At 42.9% G+C, this 16,560-nt stretch carries 14 protein-coding genes; 6 read left to right on the top strand and 8 right to left on the bottom strand.

The genetic code is table 11. From position 1 onward, the window contains the following. The first annotated feature begins 331 nt into the window (after nt 1-331). The gene (locus D0T50_RS13630) at nt 332-475 is read left to right on the top strand and encodes a hypothetical protein (RefSeq protein WP_203558231.1); all 144 of its coding nucleotides are present in this window, start codon (nt 332-334) and stop codon (nt 473-475) included. Nucleotides 476-557: 82 nt separating this feature from the next. Here D0T50_RS13630 and tdh read toward each other — a convergent pair whose 3' ends face one another. The 4 genes from tdh to fsa all read right to left on the bottom strand — a co-directional run bounded on the left by tdh (nt 558) and on the right by fsa (nt 4,955). Continuing rightward, nucleotides 558-1,583, bottom strand: coding sequence for an L-threonine 3-dehydrogenase (gene tdh / locus D0T50_RS11420; protein ID WP_163223660.1), 1,026 nt, complete (start codon nt 1,581-1,583; stop codon nt 558-560). A 143-nt stretch (nt 1,584-1,726) separates the two neighbouring features. Next, nucleotides 1,727-3,586, bottom strand: coding sequence for an SLC13 family permease (locus D0T50_RS11415; protein ID WP_163223665.1), 1,860 nt, complete (start codon nt 3,584-3,586; stop codon nt 1,727-1,729). Nucleotides 3,587-3,635: 49 nt separating this feature from the next. Then, the gene (locus D0T50_RS11410) at nt 3,636-4,184 is read right to left on the bottom strand and encodes a TlpA disulfide reductase family protein (RefSeq protein WP_163223659.1); all 549 of its coding nucleotides are present in this window, start codon (nt 4,182-4,184) and stop codon (nt 3,636-3,638) included. 114 nt (nt 4,185-4,298) lie between these two features. Continuing rightward, nucleotides 4,299-4,955: a fructose-6-phosphate aldolase gene (fsa, locus tag D0T50_RS11405; RefSeq protein ID WP_163223658.1), complete on the bottom strand. Its 657-nt coding sequence runs from the start codon at nt 4,953-4,955 to the stop codon at nt 4,299-4,301. 105 nt (nt 4,956-5,060) lie between these two features. Here fsa and D0T50_RS11400 point away from each other — a divergent pair, with 105 nt between their 5' ends. Both D0T50_RS11400 and D0T50_RS11395 read left to right on the top strand, forming a co-directional pair. Beyond that, on the top strand, nt 5,061-6,203 hold the full coding sequence (locus tag D0T50_RS11400) for an ABC transporter substrate-binding protein (RefSeq protein WP_163223657.1): 1,143 nt from the start codon (nt 5,061-5,063) through the stop codon (nt 6,201-6,203). After that, nucleotides 6,200-7,189, top strand: coding sequence for an iron ABC transporter permease (locus tag D0T50_RS11395; RefSeq protein WP_163223656.1), 990 nt, complete (start codon nt 6,200-6,202; stop codon nt 7,187-7,189). The genes D0T50_RS11400 and D0T50_RS11395 overlap by 4 nt, the downstream gene beginning before the upstream one ends. 5 nt (nt 7,190-7,194) lie before the next feature. Here D0T50_RS11395 and D0T50_RS11390 read toward each other — a convergent pair whose 3' ends face one another. Then, a complete protein-coding gene (locus D0T50_RS11390) occupies nt 7,195-8,688 on the bottom strand; it encodes a glycoside hydrolase family 10 protein (protein ID WP_163223655.1) in 1,494 nt (497 codons plus the stop codon). A gap of 110 nt (nt 8,689-8,798) precedes the next feature. On the opposite strand from D0T50_RS11390, the gene uvrA reads away from it, so the two are divergent. Beyond that, the gene (gene uvrA / locus D0T50_RS11385) at nt 8,799-11,573 is read left to right on the top strand and encodes an excinuclease ABC subunit UvrA (protein ID WP_163223654.1); all 2,775 of its coding nucleotides are present in this window, start codon (nt 8,799-8,801) and stop codon (nt 11,571-11,573) included. A 117-nt stretch (nt 11,574-11,690) separates the two neighbouring features. Here the strand turns inward: uvrA and D0T50_RS11380 are convergent, their stop codons facing one another. Further along, nucleotides 11,691-12,185 (bottom strand): outer membrane beta-barrel protein, encoded by a 495-nt coding sequence (locus D0T50_RS11380; protein ID WP_163223653.1) that lies wholly within the window; start codon nt 12,183-12,185, stop codon nt 11,691-11,693. Between the two features lie 17 nt (nt 12,186-12,202). Beyond that, the gene (locus D0T50_RS11375) at nt 12,203-12,421 is read right to left on the bottom strand and encodes a hypothetical protein (RefSeq protein ID WP_163223652.1); all 219 of its coding nucleotides are present in this window, start codon (nt 12,419-12,421) and stop codon (nt 12,203-12,205) included. A 133-nt stretch (nt 12,422-12,554) separates the two neighbouring features. On the opposite strand from D0T50_RS11375, the gene D0T50_RS11370 reads away from it, so the two are divergent. Continuing rightward, on the top strand, nt 12,555-14,015 hold the full coding sequence (locus D0T50_RS11370) for a glycoside hydrolase family 10 protein (RefSeq protein WP_163223651.1): 1,461 nt from the start codon (nt 12,555-12,557) through the stop codon (nt 14,013-14,015). Here the strand turns inward: D0T50_RS11370 and D0T50_RS11365 are convergent. After that, complete coding sequence (locus D0T50_RS11365; RefSeq protein WP_163223650.1) at nt 13,994-15,196, bottom strand: hypothetical protein; 1,203 nt, start codon at nt 15,194-15,196, stop codon at nt 13,994-13,996. The genes D0T50_RS11370 and D0T50_RS11365 overlap by 22 nt on opposite strands. A gap of 136 nt (nt 15,197-15,332) precedes the next feature. Between D0T50_RS11365 and D0T50_RS11360 the strand changes: the two genes are divergently transcribed. After that, nucleotides 15,333-16,511 carry an ATP-binding protein gene (locus D0T50_RS11360; protein ID WP_163223649.1) on the top strand — a complete coding sequence of 393 codons (1,179 nt, stop codon included), beginning with the start codon at nt 15,333-15,335 and terminating at the stop codon, nt 16,509-16,511. Nucleotides 16,512-16,560: the final 49 nt, after the last annotated feature.

The following is a 16,560-nucleotide window of genomic DNA, read 5'->3' as shown; positions in this document are numbered from 1 at the left end:
GATATGAATGACAACCTTTTTAGAATGAAAAGATATATTGCGACAACCTTTTTAGTAACAAGCAGTAAAAACTGACAACCACTTTCAGTATAAGTCATATATCAATAGTACAATTATCTCTTCACAACTGTGATGATATATCGGCACATATGTGAAGAGATATCGTCACAACTGTGAAGAGATATCATCACATATGTGAAGAGATGAAAAGCACTATTCAAAACGAGTAAGAATGCAGTGCAAAAAGCACGAAGAAACAGTAGCTAAAAATCTGTGTTGAAATAGCACAAAACGAAAGAGCTAGTAGGTTAAGAATAATAAGCTATAAAAAATGGCAGTACAATTTGAGTTTTATGAGAATCCGTCTAAAGCAGACGAGGGGAAAGAAGAAAAAGGGGGTTCATGCGCGTGTCATATCTCGCGAATAGGTAGTGAATACCCTGTGAAGGCAAAAAGAGGGGGTCTTCACACGTAACCAGCTCGCTGTTATCTACTTACAGCGGTTTGTGAATGTGAAGACCTATTCCTTAAAATGGTTTATGAGTGGTAACAGGGCGCTATTCCCAGTTTAGAATTACCTTGCCACATTCGCCACCATCCATCACATCGAATCCTTTTTGGAACTCATCTATTGAGTAGTGATGGGTAATGATGGGAGACAGGTCGATACCGGTAATTAGCATTTGCTCCATCTGATACCATGTTTCCCACATTTCGCGTCCATAGATACCTTTCAGCGTCAATGCTTTGAAGATTACTTTATCCCAATCGACACCCGTTCCTTCGGGTTGAATGCCAAGCATGGAAATCTTTGAGCCGTTGTACATAGCGGCAAGCATTTCGTTGAATGCTTTGGGCGATCCCGACATCTCCAAGCCAACATCAAAACCACTCATCTTCAACTGCTTCATGGCTTGTTCTACTGTTTCGCCTTTGGCGGGGTTGATGGTCAGCGTAGCTCCCATACGCTTGGCAATATCCAAACGATAATCGCTAAGGTCGCTCACCACAATATATCTTGCACCGGCAAACCTGCAAATAGCCGTAGCCATTGACCCTATCAATCCGGCACCGGTTATCAAAACATCTTCGCCAATAATAGGAAATGAAAGCGCTGTGTGTGTAGCATTGCCAAAGGGGTCCATAATAGCTGCCATATCATCGGAGATACGCGGATCGAGCTTAACTACGTTTTCGGAAGGAATGGAAAGATATTCGGCAAAAGCACCGTCGCGATTTACACCTACGCCGATGATGTTTTCGCAAACATGTTTCTTTCCGCGACGGCAGTTGCGGCAATGTCCGCAAGCTATGTGACCTTCGCCGGTTACCCGGTCGCCTATTTTGAGATTCTCGACTCCTTTTCCCATATCAACAACCTCGCCCACATATTCGTGACCGATAGTCATCGGAGTCTTAATTGTTTTCTGCGACCAGGCATCCCACCTATATATATGTAAGTCGGTGCCGCAGATAGCGGTTTTCTTTATCTTAATCAGTACATCATTAACTCCAATGGTTGGCATCGGAACATCTTCCATCCACAAACCTTTTTCCGGGCGAAGTTTTACTAAAGCTTTCATTTTGTCATCAATTTAGATTCAAACTTATTTAATATAAGCAAAATTATAGCTTTTCTTCGATAGTACAACGGAGTAATGCTAACAAAATAACAAAACAGAGTACTAAAAAGAGTGAAAAGGCAAGAGGTGTTAAGAAACTGTTTCTAAAACGGGAATATCAGTGGAAGTACAAATATCATCACAATACCCATGATAATTTGCAACGGCAAACCAACTTTAATATAATCCATAAACGTATAATTCCCGGGATTCATCACCAATGCATTGGGGGGTGTAGAAAACGGCGAAGCAAAACACATACTCGCGGCAACCGTTACGGCAAACAAGAACGGGAAAGGACTTAAATCCATTTGCATGGCGGCGCTCAGCGCGATGGGTGCCATCAATACAGCCGTTGCCGTGTTACTGATAAACATGGTCATGAGCGAAGTTGTAAAATAGATACCTGCCATCAAAACATAGGGACTGTAGTCGCCAAGTCCGCTAACGAGTGCACCCGACACCAGTTCGGAAGCACCGGTTTTCTCCAACGCCAGCGACATAGGTAGCATGGCGGCAATAAGCACAATGCTCTCCCAGTTGATGGTTTTATAAGCTTCTTCCACATTGCGGAAACAACCCGTCAGCACCATTAAAATAGCAGCAATCAATACAGCGATAACAGGAGAAACAGGGATGAAGTCGAACATCATCGTAACAACCATTAAAATCATAATTGCCGCTGCAACCGGAGCTTTATGGTCTAGCGTAACTTTAGCAGCTTCTGTCAGAGGTTGCCCAAGCACCACCCATTCGGATTGATCTTCGCTCAAACGGGCAATATCTATCCATGCACCTTGCACCAACAGCACATCTCCCGAATGCATATTTGTATCTTTCAACTCGCGCAGGATATAGCGTCCATTGCGTTTGATACCTAATATATTAATACCATAATTTTCTCGAAACCCCGATGCCGATACCGGTTTATTGATGAGTTTGGAGTTATCCATTAATAAAATCTCGGCGATTCCAATTTCGGTAAATGCCAGATTCTCTTGCCGGGAAGCACTACCACCTTCTATTTGGTGTGTATCCAGCAGTTTGTTTCCGGTTTCATTGACAAAGCGCTCTACGTTCTCGAACTCGCCAAGCACATAAAGAATATCGTCTGCCGACACCACCGTACTTGCACCCGCAAGTTCCTGACTCATGGTTTTGAAAAACTTGCGCGAGGTAGAAAGGCGACGTACTTCGAGCACGGAGATATTATAGTTTTTAGTAATGCCAAGCTCTTGCAATGTTTTATCGACAAGCGAAGAACCCTTCTCTACCTGAATACGGTATAAATTGTTTGACAAGCGATATTCGCCAGCCAGTTCTTTCAATGTTTTGCCTTTCTTTTTTCCTTTTCCCTTCTGTCCTCTCTTACTCAACACCATGTTGCTCAATGGAACAAGCACAATCAGTCCTACCGCAAGGCAAACCAAGCCAACGGGAGTAAACGAAAAGAAAGAAAGGCTTTTGTAACCGGCATCAACCATTACGTTGTTTATAATAAGGTTGGGCGGTGTACCAATTAAGGTCATCATACCACCCATGCTACTGGCAAAAGCCAACGGCATCAACAAACGACTTACATTTATATTGCCACTCGCCGCCATGCTTACTACGATAGGCAGCATCAACGCCACCGTACCTGTATTGCTTACAAAAGCTCCGATAACAGAGGTCACCAACATGATTAGTATAAACAATTTCAACTCGTTGGTTCCTGCCAAGTTCAGGATACGGCTACTTATCATCTTCGCCAAGCCGGTTTTGAAGATAGCACCTCCCACCACAAAAAGCCCCACCATCATGATAACGACAGAGTTAGAGAAACCGGTCAGAGCCTCCTCGGGTGTAAGCACACCAGTAAGGGTTAGCAACACCAAGGCGCACAAAGCCACCACGTCCGAGCGTATTTTGCCACTTACAAAAAAGATGGCAGAAACAATAAGAATTGCAACTGTTATATAAATACCCATTGATTTTATGAATTATTTGTTAGCAAAAGAGTTAAGTCCTATCCTATTTCAGCATTTTATCAATCTTCGCTACCAGCTCATTAAACTCTTGTTCATTGAACAAGCGGGTAAGCATAATTATTTCCCCGTTTTTATCGATCAACACATTGCGGGTAATTCCCGACTGACGAAGTGCATACAATGCAAAGATATCTGCACCCGGGTCTAACCCCAGCGGGTAAGTTACCCCCACCTGCTGACCAAATTTTATCACTTTATCCAACGGTTCGTCGCGGTCTATACCAATCAAGGCGAAGTTCGCATTGTCTTTATGCTTCTGCCAGATATCTTTTTCAATGTAAGGCATCTCCTTGCGGCAAACACCACACCAACTTGCGGTAAACTGCAACATAACTAATTTACCACGCAACGAAGAGAGTTTTACCGACTCACCCGTAGTAAGAGTTATCGTAAAATCGGGTGCATAATCGCCCACTTTAACAATGTATCCTACTTTGTCGGCAATTGGTTCGGTAGTAGTTTGCTGTGCGTAAACAGAGCTACTCAACAATAAAAACAGGGAAATAAGCAGATTAAAAGTCTTCTTTTTCATAAATAGTAACTTAACTTAAGGCAAAGCTACAACAAATATCAGAAATTCTCTACGCGTTGAGAATAAATACTTGACGCTTTAAGTCTTTATTCTCAACGCGTAGAGAATCTGTACTTATCCGTTTACCTTTTTATAATCTGCCAAGAATTGTGCCAAGCCGGAGTCTGTCAACGGATGCTTCAGCAAACCTTTAATAGCACTTAGCGGACAAGTAGCTACATCGGCACCTACTTCCACACATTGTATTATGTGGCGTGTGTGACGAATGGATGCCGCCAATACCTGCGTAGGATAGTCGTAGTAACGATACATTTCAACAATTTCGCCTACCAAGGCAACACCATTTTCGCTAACATCGTCGAGCCTGCCCACAAAAGGAGAAACATAGGTTGCCCCTGCTTTTGCCGCCAGCAACGCTTGTCCGGTAGAGAATACAAGAGTACAATTAGTGCGGATGCCATTGGAAGAAAAATACTTGATAGCCCGGATGCCATCAGCAATACAGGGAACTTTTACGACAATGTTGGGATGCAGCGCAACAAGCTCTTTACCCTCTCTAATCATTCCTTCGTAATCGGTTGCAATTACTTCGGCACTTACATCGCCTTGCACAAGGTTACAAATCTCCACATAGTGTTTGTGTTGGTTCTCTACTCCGCTAATACCTTCTTTTGCCATGAGCGAAGGGTTGGTAGTTACGCCGTCGAGCACACCGAGTTCGTGTGCCTCTTTGATTTGCGCCAGGTTGGCGGTGTCAATAAAGAATTTCATATGTATATTTATTAATGGTGATACTCACAAAAATAAAAGAACTATTCCTAAACAACAATTCTTTAGCAAAAGAAGTTCTATCTTTGCGCCGAAAAGTTATTCTTTATGGGAAACAGGTTTATCTTAAGTATCATATTCATTATCATCCTATTACTTTCGGCTTGTGGCAAACAAAAAGAGCAACGAACGGAACAGGCAAACGCGCAGGGAAAAAGCATTGAAATAACTCACGCGGAGCTGTTTACAATTACAGTTCAAGAGAGCTACACCACCGTTAGCGTGCTGAATCCGTGGAAAACAGGCGAAGTATATGATACTTACTACCTTGTGACCGACAACGACACGCCCACCCCAGCCAACGGAAGGAAAGTAACCATTCCCATCACCCGGTTAATGACAAACTCCGCCACCCATCTCGGATTTCTTGAGTTACTGAACGAACTCGATGTGATTAGCGGAATCTGTAGCCCCGACTTCATCTATAACCCTACCGTACGTGAAGCTGTTAAAGCCGGAAGAGTTCAAGATATGGGAGATGCCTTTAACCTCAACATTGAGAAACTCCTGTTGCTACACCCCCAAGCTGTAATGACTACTGCTTATAATGCCGATGACGAGAACAGCAAAAAGATGAGACAAACCGGATTAACGGTTATTTATAACATTGAATGGCAAGAAAAAACATTGCTTGGCAGAGCAGAATGGATAAAATTTGTAGGTGCTTTCTTCAACAAATCTGCCCTTGCCGATAGCGTTTTTCAAACGATTGAAGCGCAATACAATAAAGTAAAAGCACTTGCCACCACACAAAGCCACCAGCCCACCATACTTTCGGGACAAGACTTCCGTGGCAGTTGGTCTATGCCGGGCGGACAAAGTTATAGCGGACAGCTTTTTCGTGATGCGGGCGGCAACTATTACTACAAGAAAGACACCAGTAGCGGAAGCATCAGCAGTACTATTGAAGAAGCATTGGTACACTTCAATAAAGCCGAAGTATGGGTAGGTGCACAAGCCTCTACACTGGAAGAACTTGGAAAAACCGATAGCAAATACAAACTCTTCGACGCATTCAAAAGCGGAAATGTGTATAACAACAACAAACGCATGAACGCCACCGGAGGGAATGATTTCTGGGAAAGTGGCGTAGCTCGCCCCGACCTTTTGCTCAGTGATATGATTAAGGTATTGCATCCCGAACTGCTACCCAACTACGAATTTACTTACTTCAACCGCCTTGCCCCATGAAGAAACTATTTGTTTTTTTAGTAGTATTGCTTGTATTGGCGTTGACAGCCGACATTCTTTTTGGAAGTATAAGCCTACAGCTAAGTGATATCTGGGCTACTCTTACCGGGAAAAGCGAAAATGAAATATACCGCGAAATTATCCTTAACCACCGCCTACCCAAAGCATTAACCGCGATTCTTACCGGTATTGCTTTATCGACTGCCGGTGTATTGATGCAAACTGTTTTTCACAATCCATTGGCAGGACCTGATGTTCTTGGGGTTACTTCGGGAGCAAGTTTGGGAGTAGCACTGCTGACACTAGGCTCTGCTTCTCTTCCTCTTTGGATGATTGCAGGATGGGGACAAGTAGCAGCAGCTATTATCGGTGCGGCATGCGTGTTACTATTGGTTATTATTGTCTCCATTAAAATACCACAAACTGTTTCCTTATTAATAATAGGAATGATGTTCGGTAACTTTGCCGGAGCAATTGTCAGCATTCTGCAAAGCGTGAGTAATCCTGATACACTAAAACTTTTCGTAACATGGACCTTTGGCAGTTTATCTGCTGTGGGTTGGGAGTATATGCGTGTTATGCTTCCGGTTATTGCCATTGGAGTAGTAATGGCACTGTTGCTTCAAAAACAACTTAATATTTTTCTGCTGGGACAAAACTACGCGGCAGGTTTGGGTATTTCTGTATCGCGTCTGCGGTTGTATGCGATACTGGCAACCGCGTTACTTGCCGGTACATCTACCGCTTTTACTGGCCCTATCGCCTTTATTGGCATTACTATTCCACATATTGCCCGCGGACTTTTCCGCACGTCCAATCACCGCATTATACTTCCGGCTTCAATGCTTATAGGCGCAGTGATTATGTTGCTGTGCGATTTGGTTTCGCAACTGCCCGGCAGCCAGTCTACACTACCTATAAATGCAGTAACAGCTTTATTCGGTGCACCGGTTATTATTTGGATTATCAGCAAAAATAAGGGGTAAAGAAACTACAGTTTCACAGCTTTTCCCACACTTCGCGATTCGTTTTGCAGACGATCTAACGCTGTCACTACATATCTGTATTTAGTTTTCCCGTTCTCGTAAGGCAATTTCAAGAAAGGTTCGGAGGTAATAGCAACAATATTCGCCGGATTATTGATGTCTACTTTTTGTTTGTTTTCAAAGCGATATACCACATAACGAACAGCTCTATCCATTTCGCTGGATGCTTTGGGTGGTGTCCAGAAAAGGATATAGCCATCGGCTGTCCATACTGGTTTTAGCTTCTTCACCTTGCCAGGAGCTACATTGTCGATAAAGTCGAATACAGGGGGTAAAGCCGGATATTTGTAATACTCCGCTTTTAGAGCATCTGCATAATTGCCTTCATTGGTAATAATTCCATTTGCCGGCCATTGACAGGCACCACCAATGGATTGGAAAGAACGTTCGAGCTTCATCTTCAAAGGGAGCTGATTAATAGCGGGATTGTCGGGGTCGGCATTCTTCACGGTGTTGGAGATAGATTGCCCGATGAAAAGCGGACGGTTTTCGTTATTCTTAGCCCACCACTCTACCAAGACTCCATAGTCAGCACGAGGGTGTCCTACATGCCAGTAAAGTTGCGGGATGTTGTAATCTATCCAACCTTCGCGCGCCCAAAGCAATACATCAGCATAAAGGTCGTCGTAATTGGCAAGAGCTTGTGTGTTACTTCCTAATGGATCTGCACTTTGATTGCGATAGACGCCAAAAGGACTTACACCAAACTTCACCCATGGTTTGGTGGCACGTACTGTTTCGTGAATTTGCTTGATGAGTACGTTTACATTGTTACGACGCCAGTCTGCTTTATTGGCAAAACCCGCACCATAGCGAGCATAGTTAGCATCATCCGGATAGGCTTCCTGGGTAGGGTACGGATAAAAATAATCGTCCATATGAATGGCGTCGAGATCGTAACGAGCTACCATGTCGGCTACTACTTTACAAATATGTTCCCGGCTTTGAGAGAGTGCAGGGTCAAAGAAAAGCTTGTTGTCGTATTGCACAAACCATTCGGGATGTGCATGATAGATATGACTGGGATGAAGTTCATTGGCAATATTTGTTTTTACCCGATAAGGATTAATCCACGCATGAAACTCCATAGCACGTTTGTGACACTCAGTAATCATAAATGCCATAGGATCCCAATAAGGATTGGGTGCTTGTCCTTGCACACCAGTAAGGAAACGGCTCCATGGCTCGTAAGGCGATTCATACAAAGCATCGGCTTCGGGGCGTACCTGAAAGAGAATAGCGTTAATACCTGCCGCTTGCAATATGTCAAGCTCTTTAATAAGGCGCTGTTGCATAGCTTCGGAACTCATGCCACGATAAAGTTCCGTAACGGTTGGAATCCACGCGCCACGAAATTCGCGTTTAGGATAACGTTGTTCTTGTTGTGCAAAAAGCGAGCCTGTGATACAAAGAACGAGTAGTAAAAGCTTATATTTCATACGATTCGGTATTACATTTAGAACGCAAAGATAAACGTTTATTTGTATTTACCCGATTTCTATTTCAGTAATAAATAGTACCTTTGCGGGGATTTTTTAGTTTGAAGAATATGTCGGAAAGCAAATACATAAGTGTAAAGGGAGCAAGAGTTAACAACCTGAAGAATATTGATGTTGCCATTCCGCGCAACAAGTTGGTGGTAATTACCGGCTTGTCGGGCTCAGGGAAGTCATCGCTTGCCTTCGACACACTCTATGCCGAAGGGCAACGCCGCTATGTGGAAAGCCTTTCGTCTTATGCCCGCCAGTTCCTTGGACGAATGAGTAAACCGGAATGTGATTTCATTAAGGGTATTCCGCCTGCTATTGCCATTGAACAAAAAGTTAGTAGCCGCAATCCACGTTCCACCGTAGGTACCAGCACCGAAGTGTACGAATATCTACGTTTACTTTATGCCCGCATCGGAAAGACTTTTAGTCCAATAAGTGGCGAAGAGGTAAAAAAGCACAGTACCGAAGACATTGTAAACTGCATGACAAGCCATCCTGAAGGTACGCGTTATACTGTACTTTCGGTTTTCCGTATAGGCAACAATCGCACTGCGTCAGAGCAACTCGATATCTACCTCAAACAAGGGTTTAACCGTCTGGAAGTAAATGGCGAAATGATTCGCATAGACGAATACACCTATAAAGAGGATGATATTATTTACCTCCTAATAGACCGTATGACGGTAAGCAACAGCAAAGACGCTATTAGCCGCCTTACCGATTCTGCCGAAACAGCGATGTACGAAGGAGATGGCATCTGCATGTTACGCTTTTATGCAGAAGATGCCACCAGCAAGTTATACACCTTCAGTACTAAGTTCGAAGCCGACGGCATACTCTTTGAAGAGCCTAATGATCAGATGTTTTCTTTCAACTCGCCCATTGGAGCATGTCCCACATGCGAAGGATTTGGCAAGGTTATCGGTATCGATGAACATCTGGTTATACCGAATCGTGTACTTTCTGTATATGACGGGGCGGTGGTTTGTTGGCGAGGCGACGTTATGGGCGAATGGAAAAATGAATTTATCCGGGCAGCATATGATGTTAAGTTCCCTATATTTACCCCTTATTACGAACTGACCGACAAAGAACGCCACATTCTCTGGAATGGAGACGGAGGATCACTTCATGGCATTAACGAGTTCTTTAAGATGGTTCAGGAGAACCAATACAAAATACAATATCGTGTAATGCTTGCCCGATATCGCGGCAAAACAACCTGTCCTACCTGCCATGGCACCCGGCTGAAACCCGAAGCGGGATATGTACGTGTAGGCGGTAAACCGATTAGCGAATTAGTGGATTTACCAATTACGGAACTACAAGATTTTTTTCGCTTATTAAAGCTCGATAAGCACGATGCAGCCATTGCCAAACGTATTCTCACAGAGATAACCAGCAGACTGAGTTTCTTGGTGGATGTAGGGTTAGGCTACTTAACAATGAACAGGTTAAGCAACTCACTCTCGGGAGGTGAGAGCCAGCGTATCAACCTCGCTACCTCATTAGGGAGCAGTCTGGTAGGTAGTTTATATATTCTCGACGAACCAAGTATCGGACTACACAGTCGCGACACCGACAAACTGATTCGCGTGTTGCGCCAATTGCAAACACTCGGCAACACTGTTGTTATAGTGGAGCATGATGAAGAAATCATCCGTGCTGCCGACTACATCATCGACTTAGGTCCCGATGCCGGGCGATTGGGTGGAGAAGTTGTGTATGAAGGTGACATGAAAGAACTGAAAAAGGGTAGTAAAAGTCACACCGTGCACTACCTGCTTGGAGAAGAAGAGATTCCTGTACCACTGCATCGCCGCCCATGGAACAACTACATTGAAATAACAGGTGCTCGCGAAAACAACCTGAAAGGTATTGACGTACGCTTTCCACTCAATGTGATGACGGTAGTAAGCGGAGTCTCTGGCTCAGGGAAAAGCACATTGGTACGCGATATTTTGTATCGGGCCCTTAAGCGCGAACTGGATGAGTGTAGCGACCGGCCAGGCGAGTTTATAAGTATGGGAGGAGATATTAAAAGTTTGCGCAATGTGGAGTTTATAGATCAGAACCCTATAGGAAAGTCTAGTCGGAGCAACCCTGTGACCTACATTAAGGCTTATGATGACATCAGAAAACTATGGGCAGAGCAGCCACTCGCCAAGCAAATGGGCTATACCGCAGGCTTCTTCAGCTTTAACAGCGAAGGTGGGCGATGTGAAGAATGTAAAGGTGACGGTACTGTAACAGTAGAAATGCAGTTCATGGCAGACTTAGTATTGGAGTGCGAAAGTTGTCATGGCAAGCGTTTCAAAAGCGATGTGCTCGAAGTGAAATACCACGACGTAAGCATCTATGAGTTACTGAACATGACGGTAAACCAAGCAGTAGAATTCTTCACCAAATACGGTCAAAAAAAGATATTAAAGAAACTGGCACCGCTACAGGCAGTTGGGTTAGGATACATTAAATTGGGACAAGCCTCTTCTACCCTTTCGGGTGGAGAAAACCAACGCTTAAAATTAGCTTATTACCTTAGTCAAGAGAAAGTAGACCCTACCCTCTTTATCTTTGATGAACCTACTACGGGGCTACATTTCCATGACATCCGCAAACTGCTCGAAGCGTTCGATGCGTTGATTTTACGCGGACATACCATTGTTATTATCGAGCACAACATGGATGTTATAAAATGTGCCGATTATGTGATAGACCTAGGTCCTGAAGGAGGCAAACAAGGAGGAAACCTGATTGTTTGCGGAACACCGGAAGAAGTAGCAGCGTGTGGAGCAAGCTATACAGGACAATTCCTAAAAGAGAAACTTGCGTGATTTGTACTATTTTTGGGCTTCACTTTTACACTAAATGAAGTCTGTTTTCATAAGAAACGAGGCTCACTTCGCTTGAAAGTGAGCCTCGTTTCTTAAGGATATATATAGCTTCTTCTTTTAGAAATAAATTCCAAATCCAACTTTAAGCCCAAAGTTATCATACTTAAATCCATCCAGATTCAAATCGTAGTACACAGCAGGCTCTATCGTTACAGTTCGGGTAATAAAGAAAGCATAGCCTACTTCGGCGTTAAAAAGATAATTGGTATCTGAATCACCACCTAAAGAATTGCTAAGACTAAGATGATTCATCTTAAACCCAACACCTGCATAGACACCACATTTATCGAAATAATAACGACCTCCTACTCCCAATGCATAAACATCGAAAGAGTCTTGCCACTGTGCACCAAGTGTTACCAAAAGTGCCACATTATCCATCAAGAAGTTACCTCCTTGCGCTACAATCCCAAAGGTAGTATCGCTACCCTTGCTATGCGATAAGTCCAAACCTGTTATCGAGGGGTTTACAATCCATTTTCCTTGTTCAAACTGTGCGTGAGCCGACAGCGATGCCACCAACAGACAGCAAATGATCATAATTTTCTTCATTGTTTCTTCGTTTTTAATTAGTTATTATTTTCTCTTTCTCGTCTCTCTTTAAATTGCTCTTTTTTGCGGAGTACAAACCACAAAGCAGCAACAATTACGTAGGAAGCAGCTAGCGTGATGTACTTCTCCGTATCGCCAATCTCTGTATTGCGTGGCAGGAAGTAAACAGCCATTGCTGTTACATAAATAAGCAAGGCAAGTGCAAGCCAAGTAGATTTCTTTAGTTTCTTTTTCATTTTATTTTTGTTTACGGAATCATACTGATTTCTTACGCGTTAAAAACTAAGCAAAAATAAGACAATCAACCGAATAATCGTAAACTAAACGACCATTTTGCTAACTTTGTAGAGTTTTTAATGAAAAATAAGTATGCACAAATTCTTTCTCTTATTTTTTCTTTCATTGTTTTCAATGGTAATGACCGCCCAGCCCAAATACGAAGTAAGGGCTGCCTGGATAACTACAGCATACGCTTTAGACTGGCCAAAGACGCGTGCAACTTCCACTGCACAAACAAAGAAACAACAAGAAGAATTACTGCAAATACTCGATAAGCTACAGGAAGCCAACTTCAACACCGTGCTTTTTCAAGCTCGTACGCGGGGGGATGTATTTTACAAATCTGCTATTGAGTCGTATAGCGCATTACTTACAGGGAAAGTAGGAAAGACACCCGGATACGACCCACTGAAATTTGTCGTTGAAGAATGTCACAAGCGAGGAATGGAATGTCATGCGTGGATTGTGGGTATTCCTTTGGGAAATAACAAACAAGTGGCGAGCCTTGGCGCACGGTCGGTTACAAAAAAGAGCTCAGGCATTTGCGTAAGACAACGGGGTAACTGGTACCTCAATCCCGGCAATCCAAAAACCAAAGAATACCTGATGGAGTTGGCAAACGAGATTGTAGACAATTACGACATAGACGGTATCCATCTGGATTACCTGCGCTATCCTGAAAATATGCAAGGTTTTGCCGACGCAAAGGAGTTCAAGCAGTATGGCAAAGGTAAGAGTATCACCCAATGGAGACGAGATAACATCACTGAAATAGTGCGTCATATATATAAAGGTGTAAAAGCAAAAAAACCGTGGGTAAAGGTTAGCACTTCGCCTGTAGGGAAGTTTCGCGATACCACAAGATACCCATCCAAAAATTGGAACGCCTACCACACTGTACACCAAGATGTACAGCAGTGGCTTTCCGAAGGTATACAAGACCAGATTTACCCTATGATGTACTTCCGCGAAAACGATTTTTTCCCCTTTGCACTCGACTGGCAGGAGCAGAGCAACGGTCGTCATATTATTCCCGGATTGGGTATTTACTTTCTTCACCCCAATGATGGCAATTGGAGTATTGACGACATTGAACGCCAGCTCCGCTTTATCCGCAAGCATCAGCTTGCCGGCAAAGCACACTATCGCGTGGAGTTTTTAATAAATAACACACAAGGTATCTACGACAAGCTTGCTAGCCATTATTACACGACTCCGGCGCTTCAACCTCCTATGCCATGGCTAGACAATGTAGCTCCTACTCCTCCCACCTCCCTTACTGCAATTCGACAAGAAGGTTATGTAACCCTCTCGTGGCAGGCTGCCACAGACAATGATGTAAGCAACACTCCTTATTATATTATATATGGTTCGGATTCGTTTCCAGTAGACACCGACAGCCCCATAAATATCATCGCACAACGAATTAAAGAGACCAATTACACCTATGCTCCTTTATTGCCATGGAAGAATTATGCCTATTACGCGGTTTCGGCTGTAGACAGGTTTGGGAATGAAAGTGAGGCCACTCAATGTATTTGCGGAAATTGACTACGCACCACTACGGTAGCTGCATACTGAGAGCTGGCAGTAACAGGAACCAAGGGGAAGGATCCTTCTTTAATTTTCTCTTGAGTATATACCAATGGTAATTTCTCAACATCTTCTTGAGGGTTAAACGCTACACTTACACCCGGTTTAACAATATCAATTTGGAATGTTCCTATTGAAGCCGGATGCAAATAGTTATCGCAGATTTTATGTGCAACAACCCCCATGGTCGTACGCAAATTAATCTCCACGCAAGGATGCAAGTAACAAGTAGATCTATTGTCAGAAGCACTACAAATCATCATATCCACACCTAAAAAGCCATTATAAAAGGAAGGCAGGGCAAGCGACAGCTCCTTTTCTATAGCCATTCTAACCGCCCTTAAAGTTTCTTGTGCAACATATGTATTTAATTCTTTTTCTATTAGCTCATCGGGCATTTGTATATTTCCAGTATATACTCCCTTGTTTGAAGTTACAAATAGTGAATAACCATAAAAGCGTACAGAGTTTTTATCACTGTAAAATAGCATAGAACAATCACGTACTTTCTTATACATTGGTTCGGCAACAACCCCACCTTGCTGTTTTAATACATTAATACACCAATTGGCTATTGGTTTGTCAAAACTACCTTTGCACCAGCAAAGTCCTTTTCCGCTACCCGACAAAGGCATTTTCAAAACAGCGTCAGGATGTTGCATGACAAACTCCCGCAACTCTTCGAGTGTGGTAAGGTAATGTGATTCTCCACAACAATTAGCGTCCATCAAGAGCTTGGGGAGTAATGCAGAGGCGAATTTTCTGTTGGAATAAGTACGAATAAGATCTAATGTTTCTTTTGGAGGCAGCAACCTTTCTGAAACGCCCAGCTTCAATAGTCTGTTCTTCAGTGAAGCATTCCATCCCCATGGCACAATATTGAAAGATTGACCCGACAATTCTTTCTCCGTTATTAACCGTGGAAGATGAGGGAATCGCTTGCGCATCTCTTCCGCAAAGACCAAATTATATTTTGATGGAGCCAACACATAGTCGTTAGCATCAGCATACCAAAGAGGCAACAGCGCCATCTCGGCAGCCATCTTTCTCGCCGACTCGGGCGCCATGTAGTTAGGATCATTATTGGCAAGTGCCAAGTCATGATCAGGGTTAAAGATATACAAATTGGGACTCTTCATGTTGCAGAATATTTTTGCATACGCAAAGATAACGCCTTTAAAACATAAACTTATCTAATAAGCCGACATTTTGCTATCTCTACTTTGCAAATAGCAAATAAAGAATTATATTTGCAAGCCGATAAAACCGATAAAGATGGAAGCATTTTACCGTACCCATGCATATCTTGTAGAACACGCCAAAGCGCCCGTTCGAAGAGACCTCATGAATGAGATTGATTGGAACGACAGGCTCATTGGTATAAAAGGTACGCGCGGCGTTGGGAAAACTACATTCTTGCTGCAATATGCTAAAGAAAATTTCGGAACAGATCGTTCTTGCCTCTTTATCAACATGAATAATCTCTATTTTTCTGCCAATACCATTGTGGATTTCGCTGGAGAGTTTCGCAAGCGAGGCGGTAAAGTATTGCTTATTGACCAAGTCTTTAAGTATCCCGATTGGAGCAAAGAGCTACGTGCCTGTTATGATCTCTACCCCGACTTAAAAATCGTTTTTACCGGCTCATCAGTCATGCGCCTGAAAGAAGAGAACCTTGAACTTCGCGATATAGTTAAGAGTTATAACTTGCGAGGGTTTTCGTTTCGCGAATTTGTAAACCTTCAAACAGGTATGGACTTCCCGGCTTATACACTCAATGATATTTTGCAAAATCATGAGCAGATAGCACGCACAGTGTTATCCAAAGTTCATCCTCTCAATTATTTTCAAGACTATTTGCACCATGGCTTTTATCCGTTCTTCCTCGAAGAACGCAATTTCTCGGAAAATCTACTCAAAACCATGAACATGATGATAGAAGTAGATATACTTCTGTTAAAACAAATAGAGCTAAAATACCTATCGAAAATAAAGAAATTATTATATCTACTGGCTGTTGACGAGCCAAAGGCTCCGAACGTAAGTCAGTTGGCTAACGACATACAAACATCGCGCGCTACAGTCATGAACTACATTAAGTATCTGGCGGATGCACGATTAATTAACATGGTTTATCCCCACGGTGAAGAGTTTCCTAAAAAACCCGCGAAGATTATGATGCACAACACCAATCTGATGTACTCAATCTATCCGGTAACAGTGAAAGAACAGGATGTGCTCGACACGTTCTTTCTCAACACCATGTACAAAGATCACAAGCTATACAAAGGTGATAAAAACATATCGTTCCTTGTGAACGACAATATACCCTTTAAGATTTGCTACGAGGGACAACGCGTGAAGAACAACCCGAAGGTAACCTATGCCATGCATAAAATGGAAATAGGTAGAGGAAACCAAATACCACTCTGGTTGTTTGGATTTTTATATTAGAATGTACAACCTATAAATGATTTATTTACTTAATATATTTTTAATTTAG

It is taken from the genome of Bacteroides sp. 214 (assembly GCF_010501015.1).
Classification (GTDB): domain Bacteria; phylum Bacteroidota; class Bacteroidia; order Bacteroidales; family Bacteroidaceae; genus Bacteroides.
This window is presented reverse-complemented; position numbering and strand designations above follow the sequence as displayed.

Bases quoted from the DNA above. Each gene is read 5' to 3' on its own strand.
- D0T50_RS13630 (WP_203558231.1), top strand. From the start codon at position 332: ATGGCAGTACAATTTGAGTTTTATGAGAATCCGTCTAAAGCAGACGAG.
- tdh (WP_163223660.1), bottom strand. From the start codon at position 1,583: ATGAAAGCTTTAGTAAAACTTCGCCCGGAAAAAGGTTTGTGGATGGAA.
- D0T50_RS11410 (WP_163223659.1), bottom strand. From the start codon at position 4,184: ATGAAAAAGAAGACTTTTAATCTGCTTATTTCCCTGTTTTTATTGTTG.
- fsa (WP_163223658.1), bottom strand. From the start codon at position 4,955: ATGAAATTCTTTATTGACACCGCCAACCTGGCGCAAATCAAAGAGGCA.
- D0T50_RS11400 (WP_163223657.1), top strand. From the start codon at position 5,061: ATGGGAAACAGGTTTATCTTAAGTATCATATTCATTATCATCCTATTA.
- D0T50_RS11395 (WP_163223656.1), top strand. From the start codon at position 6,200: ATGAAGAAACTATTTGTTTTTTTAGTAGTATTGCTTGTATTGGCGTTG.
- D0T50_RS11390 (WP_163223655.1), bottom strand. From the start codon at position 8,688: ATGAAATATAAGCTTTTACTACTCGTTCTTTGTATCACAGGCTCGCTT.
- uvrA (WP_163223654.1), top strand. From the start codon at position 8,799: ATGTCGGAAAGCAAATACATAAGTGTAAAGGGAGCAAGAGTTAACAAC.
- D0T50_RS11380 (WP_163223653.1), bottom strand. From the start codon at position 12,185: ATGAAGAAAATTATGATCATTTGCTGTCTGTTGGTGGCATCGCTGTCG.
- D0T50_RS11375 (WP_163223652.1), bottom strand. From the start codon at position 12,421: ATGAAAAAGAAACTAAAGAAATCTACTTGGCTTGCACTTGCCTTGCTT.
- D0T50_RS11370 (WP_163223651.1), top strand. From the start codon at position 12,555: ATGCACAAATTCTTTCTCTTATTTTTTCTTTCATTGTTTTCAATGGTA.
- D0T50_RS11365 (WP_163223650.1), bottom strand. From the start codon at position 15,196: ATGAAGAGTCCCAATTTGTATATCTTTAACCCTGATCATGACTTGGCA.
- D0T50_RS11360 (WP_163223649.1), top strand. From the start codon at position 15,333: ATGGAAGCATTTTACCGTACCCATGCATATCTTGTAGAACACGCCAAA.